The sequence below is a fragment of the Caballeronia sp. LZ003 genome, assembly GCF_031451465.1.
Lineage (GTDB): Bacteria > Pseudomonadota > Gammaproteobacteria > Burkholderiales > Burkholderiaceae > Caballeronia.
In genome coordinates this window covers 1,686,690-1,705,760 of record NZ_JARUXJ010000001.1, presented here as the reverse complement: position 1 = coordinate 1,705,760, position 19,071 = coordinate 1,686,690, and the positions used below count along the sequence as shown (strand labels likewise).

Annotated in this window: 13 protein-coding genes; 5 read left to right on the top strand and 8 right to left on the bottom strand. The window is 64.0% G+C overall.

The features are described 5' to 3' along the window. Positions 1–14 precede the first annotated feature (14 nt). From dapE to dapC, 4 genes are all read right to left on the bottom strand, one after another. A complete protein-coding gene (gene dapE, locus QCE79_RS07515) occupies positions 15–1,154 on the bottom strand; it encodes a succinyl-diaminopimelate desuccinylase (protein WP_309843106.1) in 1,140 nt (379 codons plus the stop codon). A 95-nt stretch (positions 1,155–1,249) separates the two neighbouring features. Next, entirely contained in the window at positions 1,250–1,609 is a 360-nt protein-coding gene (locus tag QCE79_RS07510; protein ID WP_404989191.1) for an ArsC family reductase, read from the bottom strand. Positions 1,610–1,611: 2 nt separating this feature from the next. After that, positions 1,612–2,439: a 2,3,4,5-tetrahydropyridine-2,6-dicarboxylate N-succinyltransferase gene (gene dapD, locus QCE79_RS07505; RefSeq protein ID WP_244827749.1), complete on the bottom strand. Its 828-nt coding sequence runs from the start codon at positions 2,437–2,439 to the stop codon at positions 1,612–1,614. 43 nt (positions 2,440–2,482) lie between these two features. Further along, positions 2,483–3,733 carry a succinyldiaminopimelate transaminase gene (gene dapC, locus QCE79_RS07500; RefSeq protein WP_309843103.1) on the bottom strand — a complete coding sequence of 417 codons (1,251 nt, stop codon included), beginning with the start codon at positions 3,731–3,733 and terminating at the stop codon, positions 2,483–2,485. A 280-nt stretch (positions 3,734–4,013) separates the two neighbouring features. Between dapC and QCE79_RS07495 the strand changes: the two genes are divergently transcribed. The 5 genes from QCE79_RS07495 (at position 4,014) to def (ending at position 12,855) form a co-directional block, all read left to right on the top strand. Next, positions 4,014–4,973 (top strand): DMT family transporter, encoded by a 960-nt coding sequence (locus QCE79_RS07495; protein WP_250525741.1) that lies wholly within the window; start codon positions 4,014–4,016, stop codon positions 4,971–4,973. 135 nt (positions 4,974–5,108) lie between these two features. Then, on the top strand, positions 5,109–8,624 hold the full coding sequence (gene smc / locus QCE79_RS07490; RefSeq protein ID WP_309843101.1) for a chromosome segregation protein SMC: 3,516 nt from the start codon (positions 5,109–5,111) through the stop codon (positions 8,622–8,624). A gap of 173 nt (positions 8,625–8,797) precedes the next feature. Continuing rightward, on the top strand, positions 8,798–10,042 hold the full coding sequence (locus QCE79_RS07485) for a cell division protein ZipA C-terminal FtsZ-binding domain-containing protein (protein ID WP_244827753.1): 1,245 nt from the start codon (positions 8,798–8,800) through the stop codon (positions 10,040–10,042). Positions 10,043–10,246: 204 nt separating this feature from the next. Continuing rightward, complete coding sequence (gene ligA, locus QCE79_RS07480; RefSeq protein ID WP_309843097.1) at positions 10,247–12,325, top strand: NAD-dependent DNA ligase LigA; 2,079 nt, start codon at positions 10,247–10,249, stop codon at positions 12,323–12,325. After that, positions 12,322–12,855, top strand: a complete 534-nt coding sequence (gene def, locus QCE79_RS07475) for a peptide deformylase (RefSeq protein ID WP_244827755.1) — start codon at positions 12,322–12,324, stop codon at positions 12,853–12,855. The genes ligA and def overlap by 4 nt, the downstream gene beginning before the upstream one ends. Positions 12,856–12,928: 73 nt before the next feature. On the opposite strand, the gene QCE79_RS07470 is transcribed toward def, so the two are convergent. The 4 genes from QCE79_RS07470 to map form a co-directional block, all read right to left on the bottom strand. Continuing rightward, a complete protein-coding gene (locus QCE79_RS07470) occupies positions 12,929–13,165 on the bottom strand; it encodes a hypothetical protein (RefSeq protein WP_309843092.1) in 237 nt (78 codons plus the stop codon). Between the two features lie 273 nt (positions 13,166–13,438). Next, positions 13,439–15,502, bottom strand: a complete 2,064-nt coding sequence (locus tag QCE79_RS07465) for a pseudouridine synthase (protein WP_309843089.1) — start codon at positions 15,500–15,502, stop codon at positions 13,439–13,441. 6 nt (positions 15,503–15,508) lie between these two features. After that, the gene (locus QCE79_RS07460) at positions 15,509–18,097 is read right to left on the bottom strand and encodes a [protein-PII] uridylyltransferase (protein WP_309843087.1); all 2,589 of its coding nucleotides are present in this window, start codon (positions 18,095–18,097) and stop codon (positions 15,509–15,511) included. Positions 18,098–18,158: 61 nt separating this feature from the next. Then, the gene (map, locus tag QCE79_RS07455) at positions 18,159–18,971 is read right to left on the bottom strand and encodes a type I methionyl aminopeptidase (protein ID WP_244827759.1); all 813 of its coding nucleotides are present in this window, start codon (positions 18,969–18,971) and stop codon (positions 18,159–18,161) included. Between the last annotated feature and the right edge of the window lie 100 nt (positions 18,972–19,071).

The window sequence follows — 19,071 nt, the reverse complement described above, 5'->3', positions numbered from 1 at the left end:
GACGGGTAGAGGCTTTAAGCGACGAGTTGTTCGAGCACGCGGCGGTAGATGTTCTTCAGCGGCTCGATGAATCGCACTTCGACATGTTCGTCGATCTTATGGATGGTGCCGTTCGGCGGACCGAATTCGATCACCTGTTTGCAGATGCGCGCGATGAAGCGCCCATCCGACGTGCCGCCCGTGGTCGACAGTTCCGTCGCCACGCCGGTTTCGTCGCGGATCGCTTTTTCGAGCGCCTCGGAGAGTTCGCCGCGCGGCGTCAAGAAGGGCAGGCCGCTCACGGTCCAGGTCAGGTCGTAATCGAGGCCGTGCTTGTCGAGAATGGCTTGCACGCGGCTTTGCAGACCTTCGACCGTGCTCGCGGTCGAGAAGCGGAAGTTGAACATCAGGTCCGCGTGGCCGGGAATGATGTTGGTCGCGCCCGTGCCGGAATGCAGGTTCGAGACTTGCCACGTGGTCGGCGGAAAGTATTCGTTGCCGTCGTCCCAGCGCTCCGCCACGAGTTCGGCAAGCGCCGGTGCGAGCGCATGCACCGGATTTTTCGCGAGATGCGGATACGCGATATGCCCTTGCACGCCCTTGACGACGAGCTTGCCTGTCATCGAGCCGCGCCGGCCGTTCTTGACCATGTCGCCGAGCGTGGCGTTCGAAGTCGGCTCGCCGACGATGCAGTAATCGAGTCGCTCGCCGCGCGCCTTCAAGGCTTCGACGACCTTCACGGTGCCGTCGGTAGCGGGGCCTTCTTCGTCGCTCGTGATGAGAAAGGCGAGCGAGCCGCGATGCAACGGATGGTTCGCGACGAACTCTTCGCTCGATACGACGAACGCCGCAAGCGAGGCCTTCATGTCCGCCGCGCCGCGCCCGTAGAGCTTGCCGTCGCGCTGCGTCGGGGCGAACGGCGGCGAGGTCCATTGTTCGAGCGGGCCGGTGGGCACGACATCGGTGTGGCCGGCGAAGGCAAGCAGCTTGCCTTGCGATCCGTCCGTGCCGCGCTTGACCGCCCACAGGTTCGTGACGCCGCCCGAGGCGATGGTTTCGCAGTGAAAGCCGATCGCGGCGAGGCGTTCGATCATCAGCGCCTGACAATGCTGGTCGTCGGGCGTGACGGACGCGCGTTCGATCAATGCTTCGGTGAGGGATAAGGTGCCGGACATGGTGTCTTGACGTTGATGCGATAAAAAATGCCGGCGCAGGGGGCCGGCACTCGTGGCGCGTCAGTGACTCGGAAAAGCGAAGTCACCGCACGGGATCATGCGAAGATCGTCTCGTACTGCTCGGCCGAAAAGCCGAGCGTCTTCACGCGCCCGTTCACGACGACGACCGGCCGCTTGATGATCGACGGCTTGTGGATCATGAGCGCAATGGCGCCCGCGGTGGTATCCGCTTCGGCCTTGTGCACGTCCGACAGCCCGCGCCAGGTCGTGCCGCGCTTGTTGATGAGCTGGTCGAGCGGCACGTCCTTCAGCCAGTCCTGCACCAGCGCGTTCGACACGCCGGCTTTCTTGAAGTCGTGAAACTCGAACGGCACGCCATGTTCCTCCAGCCACACGCGTGCTTTCTTCACCGTGTCGCAATTGGGAATGCCGTACACGACCGTTGTCTTCGCCACGATCAGTCGCCTCGCAGCAGTTCGTTCAGGCCAACCTTGGCGCGCGTCTTGGCGTCGACCTTCTTGACGATGACCGCGCAATACAGGCTGTGCGAACCGTCCTTCGAAGGCAGGTTGCCCGCGACCACCACCGAGCCCGCCGGAATGCGGCCGTAGCTCACCTGACCGGTTTCGCGGTCATAGATCTTGGTGCTCTGGCCGAGATACACGCCCATGGAAATGACCGAATTTTCCTCGACGATCACGCCTTCCACCACTTCCGAGCGCGCGCCGATAAAGCAGTTGTCCTCGATGATGACCGGATTCGCCTGTAACGGTTCCAGCACGCCGCCAATGCCCACGCCGCCCGACAGATGCACGTTCTTGCCGATCTGCGCGCACGAACCGACGGTGGCCCAGGTATCGACCATGGTGCCTTCATCGACATAAGCGCCAATGTTGGTGTACGAGGGCATCAGCACCACGTTCTTCGCGATGAACGAGCCGCGCCGCGCGATGGCCGGCGGCACCACGCGGAAACCGCCTGCCGCGAAGTCTTCGGGCGTGTAGTTCGCGAACTTCGAGGGCACTTTGTCGTAGAACTGCGAGTAGCCGCCGGCGGGCATCGGCGCGTTGTCTTCCAGACGGAACGACAGCAGCACCGCCTTCTTCAGCCATTGATTCACGACCCAGTCGCCGTCGCGCTTTTCGGCGACACGCAACGCGCCCTTGTCCAGTTGTTCGATGGCATGGGCAACGGCTTCGCGGACTTCCGCGGGCGCGGCCTTGGGCGACAGTTCAGCGCGGTTTTCCCAGGCTTGATCGATGATGCTCTGAAGTTGTTGCGACATAGTTGGTATCGAGGATGATGGAGAGATGGACTGGCCGCGCCCGTCACGGCGAGGCGGGTGCCGTGACCGGCGACAGCGTGCGGCAGAATTCGACGATGCGGCGGGCGCCTTCGACACATTCCTCGACGCCAGCGACGAGCGCGATGCGCACGAAGCCTTCGCCCGGATTCGTGCCGTGCGCCGTGCGGGCGAGAAAGGACCCCGGCAGGACCGTCACATTATAGTCGGCGTACAGACGCGCGGCGAACTCGGTATCCGTGAGACCGGTCTTGGCGACGTTGGCCCACAAATAGAACGCGGCGTCGGGCAGACGCACGTCGAGCACCTCGGCGAGCATGGGCGTGACGGTTTCGAACTGCCGCAGATACTTCGCGCGATTGTCGCGAACGTGCGTTTCATCCTGCCACGCGACCACGCTCGCTTTCTGAAACACCGTCGAAAGCGCCGCGCCATGATAGGTGCGATACAGCAGGAAACTTTTGAGGATAGCGGCGTCGCCAGCGACGAAGCCCGAGCGCATGCCGGGCACGTTCGAGCGCTTCGACAAGCTCGACAGCATGACGAGACGCTCGAAACCGCGATTCAGCTTGTGCGCGGCTTCGAGGCCGCCGAGCGGCGGATTGGCTTCGTCGAAATAGATTTCCGAATAGCACTCGTCGGAGGCAATCACGAAGCCGTGCTTGTCCGACAGCGCGAAGAGTTCGCGCCAGTTGTCGAGCGTGAGCACGGCGCCTGTCGGATTGCCCGGCGAACACACGTAGAGCAGTTGCGTGCGCGCCCAGATTGCTTCGGGCACCGTCGAGTAATCGCACGCGAAGTTGCGCGACGGGTCGCTATTGACGAAGTAAGGCTCGGCGCCCGCGAGCAGCGCCGCGCCTTCGTAGATTTGATAGAACGGGTTCGGACAGAGTACGATGGGCGGCTCGCCCGACGCCGCCGCGTGACTCGCGCCGCGGCTGTCGACAACGGTTTGCGCCAGCGCGAACAAGGCTTCGCGCGAACCGGAAACGGGCAGCACCTCGGTGGCGGGATTGATCGAAGGCAGACCGTAGCGCGTCATCACCCACTTGGCGATGGCTTCGCGCAAGGGCGCGCTGCCGAGCGTTGCCGGATAGCTCGCCATGCCGTCGAGCGAATCGATGACGGCGTCGCGTATCAGCGCGGGCGTGGGATGCTTCGGCTCGCCAATACCGAAGCTGATCGGCGTGAATCCGGCGCGCGGCTCGATGCCCTGAAAAAGCAGACGCAGCTTTTCGAACGGATACGACTGAAGTTTCTGGAGTAGTGGATTCACGGCGTGACCGGTTTTGCGGTTATGCGGTTATGCGTCTGTACGTATGTATGAGCGAACGGCATCCGACGCATGCGTGCAGCGGGCTTGAAGAAGAGCTTCGTCGCGACACGACGAACACGCGAAATGCACACGCAAGAGCACGAGATTATAGCGCGCGGCCTTATGCCGGACGCGTTGCAGCAAAGGACAAACGAATAATGAGCCTCATGAAAGGCGCACTGGTACAGCCGGTTGATCACGATGAGATGCGCGCAATCGCGCAGCCGGCCGGAGTAACACGATGAGCAGCCGCTTCCACGACGCCGGCCCGACGCTCGCCATCATGATCGGCGCATCGGTCTGGGGCCTCGTGTGGTATCCCATGCGCATGCTCGCCGCCATGGGCCTTTCCGGCACCGCCGCCAGCGCAAGCACGAGCGCGGTCGCCTGTCTCTTCGTGCTGCTGTTCCGGCATCGCTCGATCAAGAGCCTTTCGTGGCATTGGCTGCTCGTCGCGCTTGGACTCGCGGCGGGCGTGACGAGCATCGGCTTCGTCTGGGGCGCTATTCACGGCCAGGTGATGCGCGTGCTGCTGCTGTTCTATCTCACGCCCGCCTGGACCGCGATCTTCGCGCACTTCATCCTGAAGGAACGCCTGACTCGCGTGGATGCCGCGCTGTCCTTGCTGTCGCTCGCGGGCGCGGTCACCATGCTGTGGTCGCCCGAACTCGGCCTGCCGTTGCCCGCCAATCTCGCGGAATGGGCGGGGCTCATGGGCGGCATGGGCTTTTCCATCAGCAACGTGCTGGTGGTGCGCATCACGCGCACGCTTCCGGCAATGAAGCCGGAGATGCGCACGGCGGTGATCTTCGGCGGCGCGGCTATCGTCGCTTCGCTCGTCACCGTGTTCGAGCCGATGCCCGCGCCGCCTTCAGCCGCGCAATTGGGCACGGTCGCGTCGATCGTGCTGGGCCTCGGCGTCGTGCTCGCGGTGAACAACATGATCGTGCAGATCGGCCTGGCGCGCGTGCCCGCCAATCGCGCGTCGATCATCATGCTGTTCGAACTCGTCGTCACCGCGCTCTCGTCGTGGCTCTTCGCGCATGAAGTGCCGGGCCCGCGCGAATGGGCCGGCGGCGCGTGCATCGTGGCGGCTTGCGTGCTGTCGGCATGGGTGCATCGGCAGCGAAAAGAAGCCGCTGAAAATACATCGCGCGATGAAGGCGCAGGCAAAAAGAAATCGAGACGGGCGATGGTATGATGGTGACCGCTCGCCGGGTAGGGCTTTAAGCTCATGCCCGGGCCTCGACTGCCTTCAAGGCGAGCATGATCGACGGGCCGCTGTGCGGCCTGTCTGCTATTTACCTCCGTATTCATCTCAAACAGCGAAATCGCCGTGCGTCTGACCTCGATCAAACTCGCTGGCTTCAAGTCCTTCGTCGATCCCACGCATTTCCAGGTCCCCGGCCAGTTAGTCGGCGTGGTCGGTCCGAATGGCTGCGGCAAGTCAAACATCATCGATGCCGTGCGCTGGGTGCTCGGCGAATCGCGCGCGTCCGAACTGCGCGGCGAATCGATGCAGGACGTCATCTTCAACGGCTCCACGGCGCGTAAGCCGGGCAGCCGGGCAAGCGTCGAACTGATCTTCGATAACGGCGACGGCCGCGCCGCCGGGCAATGGAGCGCTTACGGCGAGATCGCGGTCAAGCGCGTGCTCACGCGCGACGGCACCTCCAGCTACTACATCAACAACCTGCCCGCGCGACGCCGCGACATCCAGGACATCTTCCTCGGCACGGGCTTAGGTCCGCGTGCTTACGCGATCATCGGCCAGGGCATGATCGCGCGGATCATCGAGGCCAAGCCCGAAGAACTGCGCGTGTTTCTGGAAGAAGCTGCGGGCGTGTCGAAGTACAAGGAGCGCCGCCGCGAGACGGAGAATCGTCTGCACGATACACGCGAGAATCTGACGCGCGTGGAAGACATCGTCCGCGAGCTCGGCGCGAATCTCGAGAAGCTCGAAGCGCAGGCGGTCGTAGCGACGAAGTACAAGGATCTGCAGGCCGAAGGCGAGGAAAAGCAGCGCCTGTTGTGGCTTTTGCGCAAGAACGAAGCGGGCAACGAAGCCGAGCGGCAGCAACGCGCTATCCGCGACGCGCAGATCGAACTCGAAGCGCAGACCGCGCGTCTGCGCGAAGTGGAAGCGCAACTCGAGACGCTGCGTGTCGCGCACTACAGCGCGAGCGACGCCATGCAAGGCGCGCAAGGCGCGCTCTACGAAGCCAACGGCGAAGTGAGCCGGCTGGAAGCGGAGATTCGCTTCATCGTCGAATCGCGCAATCGCGTGCAGGCTCAGATCGCCGCGCTCAACGCGCAGCGCGAGCAATGGCAAATGCAGGCGCAAAAGGCGCGCGACGAAATCGAGACGGCATCGGAAGCGCTCGCGGAAGGCGAAGAGAAAGCAGTCATCGCGCGGGAAAACGCTGCCGCAAAGCATGACGAACTGCCGGCGCTCGAAGCCCGCTGGCGCGACGCGCAGACGCATCTGAACGAAGAACGCGCAGGCATCGCGCGCGCGGAGCAGGCGTTGAAGCTCGAAGCGGCGCATCAGCGCAATGCGGATCAGCAGCTTCAGCAGTTGCAGCAGCGCGAGGAGCGGCTCAGGACCGAATCGAAAGGACTCGACGCACCCGACGAAGCGCAACTCGAAGAACTGCGCATGCAGCTCGCCGAGCATGAGGAAGTACAGAGCGAAGCGCAGGCGCGTCTCGCCGATGCGCAGGAAACCGTGCCGCGTCTGGATGCCGAGCGCCGCGCGGCGCAGGAGCGTGTACAGGCCGAAAGCGCGCAGAACCACCAGCTCGAAGCGCGGCTTGCTGCCTTGCGGCAGCTTCAGGAAAGCGTTCAGACCGAAGGCAAGATCCAGCCGTGGCTCGACAAGCACGAGCTCGGCGCGCTGCCGCGCCTCTGGAAGAAGCTGCATGTCGAAGCGGGCTGGGAAGCGGCGCTCGAATCGGTGCTGCGTGAGCGGCTGGCGGCGCTCGAAGTATCGAATCTGGACTGGATCAAGGCTTTCGCCGCCGACGCGCCGCCCGCCAAGCTCGCGTTCTATTCGCCGCCCGTCGCCGGCAAGCCGCTCGACACGCCGCAAGGCTTGCGGCCGTTGCTGTCGCTCGTGCGCATCGACGACCCGGGCTTGCGCGCGGTGCTGAACGAGTGGCTCGCCACGACCTTCATCGCCGACGACATCGGCGAGGCGCTCGCGGCGCGCACGCAATTGCCGGAAGGCGGCGCGTTCATCGTGAAGGCAGGGCATGTGGTGACGCGTGTCGGCGTGCAGCTGTACGCCGCCGATTCCGAGCAGTCGGGCATGCTCGCGCGTTCGCAGGATATCGAAAATCTCACGCGGCAAGTGCGCGCGCAGGCATTGCTCGCCGACGAAGCAAAGGCCAACGCGGTACGCGCAGAAGCCGCGCATACCCAAGGCTCGCAAACTCTTGCCGATGCCCGCGCCGCCGCCGAACGCGCGACGCAACGCGTCCACGCGCTGCAACTCGATGTGCTGAAGCTCGCGCAGGCGCATGAGCGCTACACGCAGCGCAGCACGCAGATTGGCGAGGAACTCGAGGAAATCGTCGCGCAGATCGAGGAACAACGCGCGCTGCGGGCCGAATCCGAGGCGGCGTTCGAACATCACGATACGGAGCTCGCGCAATTGCAGGCGCGCTTCGAAGACAACCAGATGGCGTTCGAAGCGCTCGACGAAACGCTCACGGCCGCCCGTCAGGAACTGCGCGAACTGGAACGCGCCGCGAGCGACGCGGGTTTCGCCGCGCGCGGTCTTGCCGCGAAGATCGAGGAATACAAGCGCAACATCGACACGGCGCACGACCAAAGCGAACGCGTGGCGGCATCGCTCGAAGATGCGCGCGCCGAACTCGAAACCATCAACGAACAGACGGCGCAGACCGGCTTGCAGGACGCGCTCGAAGTCCGCGCGGCACGCGAGGAAGCGCTGCATGCCGCGCGCGTCGAACTGGACGATCTGACGGCGCGTCTGCGTGCCTCCGACGAACAGCGGCTACTCGCCGAACGCTCGCTGCAGCCGCTGCGCGACCGCATCAACGAATTGCAGTTGAAGGAGCAGGCCGCGCGCATCAGTGGCGAACAGTTCGTCGAACAGTTGCAGGCAGCGGGCGTCGACGAAGCCGAACTGCAGGCGAAGCTCACGCCGGACATGAAGCCTTCGTATCTGCAAGGCGAAGTCACGCGTCTGAACAACGCGATCACGGCGCTTGGGCCGGTCAACATGGCGGCGCTCGAAGAGCTCGTCGCGGCCACCGAGCGCAAGCAGTTCCTCGACGCGCAATCGGCGGATCTGAACGACGCCATCGGTACGCTGGAAGATGCAATCCAGCGAATCGACCAGGAAACGCGCGCGCTGTTGCAAGGTACGTTCGACGAAGTGAACCGACACTTCGGCGAACTGTTCCCCCGGCTGTTCGGCGGTGGCCAGGCCAAGCTCATCATGACGGGCGACGAAATCCTGGACGCTGGCGTACAGGTGATGGCGCAGCCGCCCGGCAAGAAGAATTCGACCATTCACTTGCTGTCAGGCGGCGAGAAAGCGCTTACCGCGACCGCGCTCGTGTTTGCGATGTTCCAGTTGAACCCGGCGCCGTTCTGTCTGCTCGACGAAGTGGACGCGCCGCTCGACGACGCCAACACGGAACGCTTCGCGAATCTCGTGCGCGCGATGTCGGTCAAGACGCAGTTCCTGTTCATCTCGCACAACAAGATCGCGATGGAAATGGCGCAGCAACTGATCGGCGTGACGATGCAGGAGCAGGGCGTATCGCGCATCGTCGCGGTGGACATGGAGTCGGCGGCGGGCTTCGCCCAAAACGGCTGAAGCGCGCGACGCAGCACCAGGATTTGAATAAGTGGCAGGCCGGACGCTGATCCGGCCAGGCGCGCAGGCGCGGAGTGGTGCGCAAAAGACCCGAGGCGTGATGCCGGAACGCGGTCCGATGCGTGCGACAGATCGCGCGGCGCTTCGTAACCCAAAAGAACGATGGAGCGTGCATGGACGAGTTGACACTCGGTTTGATCGGAGCAGGAGCCGTGGTGGTGGGCGGCGTGGTGGTGTACAACGCGTGGCAGAGCGCCAAGGTGCGCCGCAAGATGCCGCGTCCGATGCCCGACGAGGCAGCCGACGCGCTCGCGCGTCAGGAGACGGACGACGAGCAACCGTTTATCGAACCGGTGCGCCAGCCGCGTCGCGAGCCGGTTTCGAGCGAGAGCGAAGCGCGCGTCGAGCCGAGTTTTGGCGGCGTGAGCCTTGCGGCCGAGCCGGCGCCCGTCGCGCCCGCGCCTATCGCTCCGGCTGACACCGCCGTCGATCTGCAGGCTGAAGCCACCGCCGCCGATGAAGCGGAACTCGCGAGCATCGACGAAGACGGACGCAACGAGCCGACCTTGCCCGCCACGAACACCATTTCGTCGGCGCCGCCGGCGCTGGTAGATCGCCGCATCGATTGCGTCGTGCCGATTCGCCTTGGTGGACCCGTTGCGGGAGACCGCGTGTTGCCGCTGGCGCAGCGTCTGCGTCGCGCGGGCACCAAGCCCGTGACGATAGAAGGCAAGCCCGAGGGCGATTCGACCTGGGAATTGCTGCGCAACGGCGCGCGTTATGAAGAGTTGCGTGCCGCCGCGCAACTGGCAAACCGCAGTGGCCCGCTCAACGAACTCGAGTTTTCCGAATTCGTGACCGGCGTGCAGCGTCTGGCCGATGCCATCGACGGTTCGCCCGAGTTTCCGGACATGATGGAAACCGTGGGCATGGCGCGCGAGCTGGACGCCTTCGCCGCCCAGTGCGACGCGCAGCTCTCCATCAATATCCTGTCCGACGGCGCGCCGTGGTCGGCCAACTACGTGCAGGCGGTGGCCTCGCAAGACGGCCTTTTGCTCTCGCGCGACGGCACGCGTTTCGTGAAACTGGATGCGAAGCAGAACCCGGTTTTCATGCTCCTTTTCGGCGATACCAACTTCCTGCGTGACGACCTCACGTACAAGGGCGGCCAGATGATCACGCTGGTGCTCGACGTGCCGGTGGCGGACGAAGACATCCTGCCGTTCAGGCTCATGTGCGATTACGCCAAGTCGCTGTCCGAGCGTATCGGCGCGCGGGTCGTGGACGATCAGCGCCGGCCGTTGCCGGAATCCGCGTTGCTCAACATCGAAAAGCAATTGATGACGCTGTACGCCAAGCTTGAGCAGGCGGGCATGCCAGCAGGCTCGCCCGCCACGCGGCGGCTCTTCAGCCAATAAGCGCGAGGTCTCACGGCGCGCTCGTCTTTTAGCGTGCAGCGGGCTTCGAAATTGCGCCCCCGACCGGGGCGCTTTCTTTTGCGCGCGCGGCATCGCACGTTTCGTCACATCCTGGCCGTTTGGCCGATGCCACGATTTACCGATCTTCTGAGACAATCGAACGGTCGTTGGCAGACTTAATTCACTTTCCCAAGTATTTGTCGCATGTCCGCTAAAACGAAAGCCGAATCCGCCGCTGCCAGAAAGTCGGGCGCAGCCGTCCCCAGTGCCGATCGTCCGGCCGAGCGCGCGGCGTGGTTGCGCTCGGAACTCGAACGCGCGAATTACGCCTACTACGTGCTCGACCAGCCGGATCTGCCCGACGCCGAATACGACACGCTCTTCAAGGAATTGCAGGGAATCGAGACGGACCGTCCCGATCTCGTCACGCCCGATTCGCCGACGCAACGCGTGGGCGGCAAGGCGGCGGAAGGTTTCGAGCCCGTGGTGCACGACGTGCCGATGCTTTCGCTCAACAACGGTTTCGCCGACGAAGACATCGCCGCGTTCGACAAGCGTGTGTCGGACGCGCTCGCGCACGCGCCGGTGCAATATGCGTGCGAACTGAAATTCGACGGCCTGGCCATTTCCCTGCGTTACGAGGACGGCCGCTTCGTGCAGGCGTCCACGCGCGGCGACGGCGCGACCGGCGAAGATGTGACGGCCAACGTGCGCACCATTCGCTCCATTCCGCTCACGCTCAAGGGCAAGCACGTGCCGAAGCGGCTCGACGTGCGCGGCGAAGCACTGATGTTCAAGCGCGACTTCGAACGGCTCAACGCACGTCAGCGCGATGCCGAGCAGCGCGAGTTCGCCAATCCGCGTAACGCCGCGGCGGGCAGTCTGCGTCAACTCGATCCGAAGATGACCGCGCAACGGCCGCTATCCTTTTTCGCGTATGGCATCGGCGTGCTGGAAGGCGCGGAGATGCCGGATACGCACGCCGGTCTGCTCGACTGGTACAAGGAAATGGGCTTGCCGGTGAACGCGGAACGCGGCGTGGTCGATGGCGCCGAGGGCCTGCTCGACTTTTTCCGCAAGACGGGCGAAAAGCGCGAGCAGCTGCCGTACGACATCGACGGCGTGGTCTACAAGGTCAACCGGCGCGACGAACAGGACAAGCTCGGCTTCGTTTCGCGCGCGCCGCGCTTTGCGCTCGCGCACAAGTTTCCGGCGCAGGAAGCGCTCACGCAGCTGCTGGCCATCGACGTGCAGGTGGGCCGCACGGGCGCCATCACGCCGGTTGCGCGCCTGGCGCCGGTCTTCGTCGGCGGCGCGACCGTCACGAATGCGACGCTGCATAACGAAGACGAAGTGCGCCGGAAGGACATCCGTATCGGCGACACGGTGACCGTGCGCCGTGCGGGCGACGTCATTCCCGAAGTGGTGGGCGCGATTCTCGACCGCCGTCCGGACGACGCGCGCGAGTTCGACATGCCGACCGAGTGTCCGGTGTGCGGCTCGAAGATCGAACGTCTGCCCGACGAAGCCATTGCGCGTTGCACGGGCGGCCTTTTTTGTCCGGCGCAGCGCAAGCAGGCGCTGTGGCATTTCGCCCAGCGCCGTGCGCTCGACATCGACGGCCTCGGCGAGAAGATCATCGATCAACTGGTCGAAGAGAATCTCGTGCGCACGCCCGCCGATCTCTTCAGCCTCGGTTTCTCGACGCTCGCCGCGCTCGACCGGTTCGCCGACAAATCCGCGCAAAACCTGCTCGATTCGCTCGACAAGGCGCGCCACACGACGCTCGCGCGTTTCATTTACGCGCTCGGCATCCGCCACGTGGGCGAGTCGACGGCAAAAGATCTCGCGAAGCATTTCGGCTCGCTCGACCCAATCATCGCCGCTTCGGTCGAGGAATTGCTGGAAGTGAACGATGTCGGGCCGGTCGTCGCCGAAGCCATCCATAATTTCTTCAGCGAAGAGCACAACCAGCACGTCATCGAACAATTGCGCGTCAAGGTGTCGTGGCCGGAAGGTCCGCCCGCACCGAAAGCGCCGCTGGGCGTGCTGGCGGGCAAGACCGTGGTGCTGACGGGCACCTTGCCCACGCTCACGCGCGAAGATGCAAAGGAGATGCTGGAGGCGGCCGGAGCGAAAGTGGCCGGTTCGGTATCGAAAAAGACCGACTACGTGGTGGCGGGCGCGGAAGCAGGCAGCAAGCTTGCGAAAGCGGAGGAACTCGGGGTTCCCGTTCTCGACGAAGACGGCATGAAGAAGCTTTTGGAAGGAGTCACCCCATGATCCGAGAAATCCTGAAGATGGGCGATCCGCGGCTGTTGCGTATCGCCGAGCCGGTCGAGCATTTCGACACGCCGGAACTGCACACGCTGGTGCAGGACATGTTCGATACGATGCGCGACGCCAATGGCGCGGGCCTCGCCGCTCCGCAGATCGGCGTCGATCTGCAGGTGGTGATCTTCGGCTTCGGACAGAATCCGCGCTATCCCGACGCGCCGTCGGTGCCGGAGACGGTGCTCATCAACCCGATCATCACGCCGAACGGTCACGACATGGAGGAGGGCTGGGAAGGCTGCCTGTCCGTCCCCGGCCTGCGCGGCGCGGTACAGCGCTTTTCGATGATCCGCTACCAGGGCTTCGATCAGTACGGCAACGCCATCGAGCGGCTGGCGGAAGGTTTTCACGCGCGCGTCGTGCAGCACGAGTGCGACCATCTGATCGGCAAGCTTTATCCGATGCGTATTACCGACTTCTCGAAGTTCGGCTTCACGGACGTGCTGTTTCCTGGGCTCGATCCGGTTGGCGACGACTGAGAACGTGCGGACGCGCGAGGGCGCGTTCCGCATTTGCACACATCAAAAGCCGCTCCTTGCGGGCGGCTTTTGTTCAGGCGAAGGATTTGGCCGTTCCGCTAACGGCAGGCTGGCGGAACAGCGCGACATGTTCAGGGTTCGCGGACGCTTGCAGACGTCCGTCCGGCAGGCGCGCAACCACGATTTCGCCGATGCCGGGGCTCATGACGACCACTTCATCTCGCAGGGCGAGCAAGGCGTCGAGCCGTCGACGGCCGCTGACGATTTCGAGGCCGCTTTTCGTTTCTCGGACAATGATCTCGACTGACATGGCGATTCTCCTTCGATCAGTTAAATGCTGAATCCTTGGTGCGCTGCAGGACGGTAAAAAAGTCTCTGCGTCACACTTGCCTAACGGAATAATGACTTATTTTCTTTAGGCGGTAATCAGCAAAAAAATAAAACTGGCGATCGATGCCGCGCCATCAGGGGATGCAAGTCGAGACGTCGCTTTTTTGCGACGCAGCCGCGAAGCGGAGAGGATTGCGAGAACGGTCGTTCGTGGTTCACTCCGAACGATGATCGTCCGGAGCGAAACGCGCGATCAGAAGCTCTCGTCGGCGCCGAGATAGCGCCAGTGACCCGGCGGCAGCGCGCCCAGCGTGACGCGGCCCATGCGGATGCGTTTCAGACCGACGACTTCCAGTCCGACCAGTTCGCACATCCGGCGAATCTGGCGTTTTTTGCCTTCATGCAGCACGAAGCGCAACTGCTCGCCGTTCTGCCAACTGACTTGTGCGGTCTTGAGCGGAACGTCGTCGAGCGACAAGCCGTGACGCAGCAGCGCGAGTTGTTCTTCCGGGAAGTGCTGATCCACATCGACTTCGTGTTCGCCGTAGCGCACGCGCACGAGGTACTCCTTGTCGACTTCGGAATGGTTGCCGATCAATTGCTTCGCGATGCGGCCATCCTGCGTGAGTACGAGCAGCCCGGTCGAATCGATATCGAGTCGGCCGGCCGGCGCGAGCGTGCGCAGATGACCCGGTGCGAAACGAATGCCGCTGCGGTCGTCTTGCCAGTGATTGGCCGGATTGATGAGCGTGACGGCGGGCTCGTAGCCGTCTTCTGCCTGACCCGATACGTAGCCGACCGGCTTGTGCAGCAAGATCGTGACGAGCAGCGACTGTGCGGAACGCGCGGCGGGCAGGACATCGATTTCCTGATCCGGGCGGATACGCGTGCCGAGCGTATCGGTGACTTCGCCATCGACGAGCACCCAGCCTTTTTCGATCCACTCGTCCGCTTCGCGGCGCGAGCAGAGGCCGAGTTCGGACATCACCTTCGACAGGCGGACGAGGCCGTCGTCGTGGGCGCGGGGCTTGTGGGCGGGTTCGGTGGATGCCGGGATGACTTCGGCGTGCGGTGGGCGGTCGTCGCGTGATGCGGGACGACGGTCGCCCGCGCCGCGCTTGTCGAAGCTCGGGCGTGAATCGTCGCCACGCGGTTTGAACGTGCGTCGTTCATCGGTGCCGGGCGTGCGGTCGTCGCGTACGAACGGCCGACGCTCCGACCGATCGCCCGCGCCGCGCTTGTCGAAGCTCGGACGCGAATCATCGCGCGGTTTGAAAGGGCGTCGTTCATCGCCACCGGTCGGGCGCTCATCGCGCGCAAACGGCCGCCGTTCGGAGCGATCGCCCGCGCCGCGTTTATCGAAGCTCGGACGCGAATCGTCGCGCGGCTTGAAAGGGCGTCGTTCATCGCTGCCGAGCGTGCGGTCGTCGCGCGCAAACGGACGGCGTTCGGAGCGATCGCTCGCGCCGCGTTTATCGGAGCTCGGACGCGAATCATCGCGCGGTTTGAAAGGGCGTCGTTCATCGCTGCCGGGGTTGCGGTCGTCGCGCGCAAACGGACGGCGTTCGGAGCGATCGCCCGCGCCGCGCTTATCAAAGCTCGGACGCGAATCGTCGCGCGGTTTGAAAGGGCGTCGTTCATCGCTGCCGGGCGTGCGGTCGTCGCGCGCAAACGGCCGGCGTTCCGAGCGATCGCTCGGGCCGCGCTTGTCGAAGCTCGGACGCGAATCATCGCGCGGTTTGAAAGGGCGTCGTTCATCGCTGCCGGGCGTACGGTCGTCGCGCGCAAACGGCCGGCGTTCCGAGCGATCGCTCGCGCCGCGCTTATCGAAGCTCGGACGCGAATCATCGCGCGGTTTGAAAGGGCGTCGTTCATCGCTGCCGGGCGTGCGGTCGTCGCGCGCAAACGGCCGGCGCTCCGATCGATCGCTCGGGCCGCGTTTATCGAAGCTCGGACGCGAATCATCACCACGCGGTTTAAACGCGCGTCGCTCGTCGCCGCCCGAAGAACCGGGCCGACGCTCCGACCGATCGCCCGCGCCGCGCTTATCGAAGCTCGGACGCGAATCATCACCACGCGGTTTAAACGCGCGCCGCTCGTCGCCACCCGAAGAACCGGGCCGACGCTCCGACCGATCCCCCGCGCCACGCTTGTCGAACCCCGCGCGCGAATCGCCCCCCGCACCGCGTGGTGTCGACGGCCGCTCGTGCGGCGTTTCAGGCCGCGTGGTCTTGCGGGCGGTGGAACTACCGGTGCGAACCGGCGACCGCGTCGACGATGTCGGACGCGGATGTTTGGCTGTCAGTTTGACGCGCATAAAGTTTCAGGCTGCGATCGCGCGCAGCAGTTCGGTCTCGATCTGGATCTGGGTGCGATTGTTCGACAAGCTCTTGCCGTCGAGCAAAAACACGTCCTCGACGCGTTCGCCAAGCGTGTTGATTCGCGCTGCCTGCACGCCGATCCGGTGTTGCGCCAGAACGCGCGCGATCGAATAAAGAAGGCCCTGCCGGTCGTTGGCCGACACGGAAAGGATGTAGTACTGGCCACGCTCGTCCGGGCGCAAATCCACACGCGGCGTGACAGGAAAGGTGCGCACGAGCCGCGATACGCGGCCCTTCGACGGCTCGGGCAAAATGCGCTCGTCCGCCAAAAGCGTGCTCAATTGTTGTTCGACGAGATTCGCGATGTCGCGATAACTCCCATCGTGATCGGGATGCGCCACGAGAAAGTTATCGAGCGCGTAGCCATGTCGCGTCGTCGTCACGCGGGCATCCAGCACGGAAAGGCCATTGCGGTCGAAGTACGCGCAGATGCCGGCGAACAGATCCGGCCGGTCCTTCACGTACACCAGCACCTGTAGCGCCGCGCCGATGGGCGACGGGCGCGCGCGCACGATCGGCGCGTCGCTTTCGACATGCCGGTACAGCACACGCGTTTGCCACGCAATATCCGCGGCATCGTGACGCAAGAAGTAGCCGACATCCAGTTTGTCCCACAGCTCGCGCTGCGCATTCTCCGGCACGGTTTCCAGACGCAGGAGCGCGAGCGCCGCCTCCTGACGCGACTTGAGTTCCGAGTGCGCATCCGGCTGTGCGCCGCCGAGCACGGCGAGCGTCGCGCGGAACAGGTCTTCGAGCAGCTTGCCCTTCCAGTTGTTCCAGACCTTGGGCGACGTGCCGCGAATGTCCGCCACGGTCAGAAGATAAAGCGCGGTCAGCCGCCGCTCGGTCTTTACCACGGAGGCGAACTGCTTGATGACTTCAGGGTCGCTCGTGTCCTGCTTCTGCGCGACATGGCTCATCGTCAGATGCTGCTGCACGAGCCACACGACGAGGTCGGTGTCTTCCTGACACATGTCGTGTTCGCGGCAGAAGCGACGGGCATCGGCCATGCCGAGGGTCGAATGATCGCCGCCGCGACCTTTCGCGATGTCGTGGAAAAGCGCCGCGACGTAGAGCACCCACGGGCGCTCGAAATTTCCCATCAACTGACTGCAAAACGGATACTCGTGCGCATGTTCCGCTATCGCAAAGCGGCGCAGGTTGCGCAGCACCATCAGGATGTGTTGATCGACCGTATAGACATGGTAAAGGTCATGCTGCATCTGTCCGACGATGCGCCGGAAGTTCAGCAGATAACGCCCGAGCACGCTCGTCTGGTTCATGAGACGCAGCGCGTGCGTGATGCCCTCGGGCTGCTTGAGAATCTCCATGAAGAGACGCCGGTTCTCCGGATCGCGCCGCCAGCCGCGGCCCATGAGTTCGCGCGCGTTGTAGATCGCGCGCAGCGTGCGCGCCGAGAGTCCCTTGATGCCGCGGGTCTGCTCGTAGAGCAGGAACGCTTCGAGAATGGCGTGCGGTTCGCGCTCGAAGACGTCGTCGCGGGCAATTTCCAGCATGCCCTGCTTCTCGACGAAGCGCCCCGAAATGACGCGCGTGATGCCGCTCGTCGACGGGAACAACTGCGCCTCGACGTTCTGAATCAGAATGGTCGCGAGCTGCGTGACTGCCTTTGCCGCCCAGTAGTAGCGGCGCATCAACTGCTCGCTCGCGCGCTTGGCGGTCGTCGGTTTGAAGCCGAAACTCTCGGCGAGCGGCGTCTGCAAATCGAAGACGAGAATGTCCTGGCGACGCTTCGCAATCACGTGCAACCGCGCACGCAAAGTCTTGAGAAACGCTTCGTTGCGGCGCAGTTCGCGCGCTTCGCGGTCGGTAATGAGACCGCGCAGGTCGAGTTCGCGCCAGCTACTGCCGAAACCGGCTGCGCGCGAAATCCAGAGAATGAGCTGAAGATCGCGCAGACCGCCCGGACTTTCCTTGATGTTCGGCTCGAGGCTGTACGGCGTGTCCTGAAACTTCGCGTGGCGCTGACGCATTTCCAGCACCTTCGCCTGGAAGAAGCCGCGCGGATCGAGCGTCTCCTTGTAGCGCGCGGAAAAGCGTTCGAACAGTTCCGCGCTGCCGAAGATGCGCCGCGCCTCCAGCAGCGACGTGAGGACGGTGACATCGCCGCTCGCTTCCGCGATGCATTGCTCGACCGAACGCACGCTGCTGCCGATATCGAGTCCGAGATCCCACGCCATGCCGATAAACCGCTCGACGCGCGCGTTGAGCGGGCCCACGTCTTCCTGATCGCCGCCGGCATCGGGCAGAAGCACGAGGATATCGACGTCCGAATACGGCGCGAGCTCGCCGCGCCCATAGCCGCCGACCGCGACCAGCGCCGCGTCCACCGGCATCTCGCAGGCGGCCCAGGCGCCCTTGAGCGCGTCGTCGGCGGCGCGCCCGAGCGCGTGCATCAACGGTTCGACGTTCGAAGCCGTCTGAAAGCGTTCGATGAGCGCCGACTTCGCCGCCTTGTAGGCAGCGCGCAGCGTTTCACACGGCGTGGCGACAGGGACTGTGACGCTCATGGGCTCGGATTCAGGAAGGAAGAAGGCCGCGCACGCAAGCGCGGCCGGAGAGCGGCGGAGCTCAGGAAGCCGTGGCCGCGATCAAATGCGAGGGCGCCTGCGTGCCCGCGGACACGGTCAGGACTTCGTAACCGGTCGGCGTGACGAGAACGGTATGTTCCCACTGCGCGGAAAGGCTGCGATCACGCGTCTTGACGGTCCATTGATCCGGCATCGTGCGGATCTCGCGGCGACCGGCGTTGATCATCGGCTCGACGGTGAAGATCATGCCCGCTTCCAGTTCGATACCCGTACCCGCGCGCCCGTAATGCAGCACCTGCGGCTCTTCATGGAACACCTGGCCGATGCCGTGACCGCAATATTCGCGCACCACGCTGTAACCTTGCGCCTCGGCATGCTTCTGGATAGCCGCGCCGATGTCGCCGAGATGCGCGCCCGGACGCACCTGATCGATGCCGAGCCACATGCAATCGAAGGTGGTTTGCACCAGACGCTTCGCCAGAATGGACCCTTCGCCGACGATGAACATGCGGCTCGTGTCGCCGAAATAGCCGTTCTTGATGACGGTGACGTCGATATTGAGCGCGTCGCCGTTCTTGAGCACTTTTTCGCCGGGAATGCCGTGGCAGATTACGTCGTTGACGGAAATGCAGGTGGCTTTCGGGTAAGGCGGATAACCCGGCGGCTGATAGTTGAGCGGTGCGGGCACCGTGCCCTGTTCCTTCACCATGAGTTCGTGGCAAAGGCGGTCGAGTTCTTCGGTGGTCACGCCAGCAACGATATGCGGCGTGATGAAATCGAGCACTTCGCTGGCGAGCCGGCAGGCGACGCGCATTTGCGCGATATCGTGATCGTTTTTCAGCGTAATGGACATGACTAGGCTCAGAAATGCGTGTATGCGGCCGTGAGCCGCGAAATCGGCATTATCGCACCTTAGAGAGGGCGCCGCAGCCCGAATCAAAGGCATGCGGGGC

What these genes read in the sequence shown, in the direction of transcription:
- map (WP_244827759.1), bottom strand. Translation starts at nt 18,971, where the DNA reads ATGTCCATTACGCTGAAAAACGATCACGATATCGCGCAAATGCGCGTC.
- QCE79_RS07465 (WP_309843089.1), bottom strand. Translation starts at nt 15,502, where the DNA reads ATGCGCGTCAAACTGACAGCCAAACATCCGCGTCCGACATCGTCGACG.
- QCE79_RS07470 (WP_309843092.1), bottom strand. Translation starts at nt 13,165, where the DNA reads ATGTCAGTCGAGATCATTGTCCGAGAAACGAAAAGCGGCCTCGAAATC.
- ligA (WP_309843097.1), top strand. Translation starts at nt 10,247, where the DNA reads ATGTCCGCTAAAACGAAAGCCGAATCCGCCGCTGCCAGAAAGTCGGGC.
- QCE79_RS07460 (WP_309843087.1), bottom strand. Translation starts at nt 18,097, where the DNA reads ATGAGCGTCACAGTCCCTGTCGCCACGCCGTGTGAAACGCTGCGCGCT.
- QCE79_RS07485 (WP_244827753.1), top strand. Translation starts at nt 8,798, where the DNA reads ATGGACGAGTTGACACTCGGTTTGATCGGAGCAGGAGCCGTGGTGGTG.
- def (WP_244827755.1), top strand. Translation starts at nt 12,322, where the DNA reads ATGATCCGAGAAATCCTGAAGATGGGCGATCCGCGGCTGTTGCGTATC.
- QCE79_RS07495 (WP_250525741.1), top strand. Translation starts at nt 4,014, where the DNA reads ATGAGCAGCCGCTTCCACGACGCCGGCCCGACGCTCGCCATCATGATC.
- dapD (WP_244827749.1), bottom strand. Translation starts at nt 2,439, where the DNA reads ATGTCGCAACAACTTCAGAGCATCATCGATCAAGCCTGGGAAAACCGC.
- dapE (WP_309843106.1), bottom strand. Translation starts at nt 1,154, where the DNA reads ATGTCCGGCACCTTATCCCTCACCGAAGCATTGATCGAACGCGCGTCC.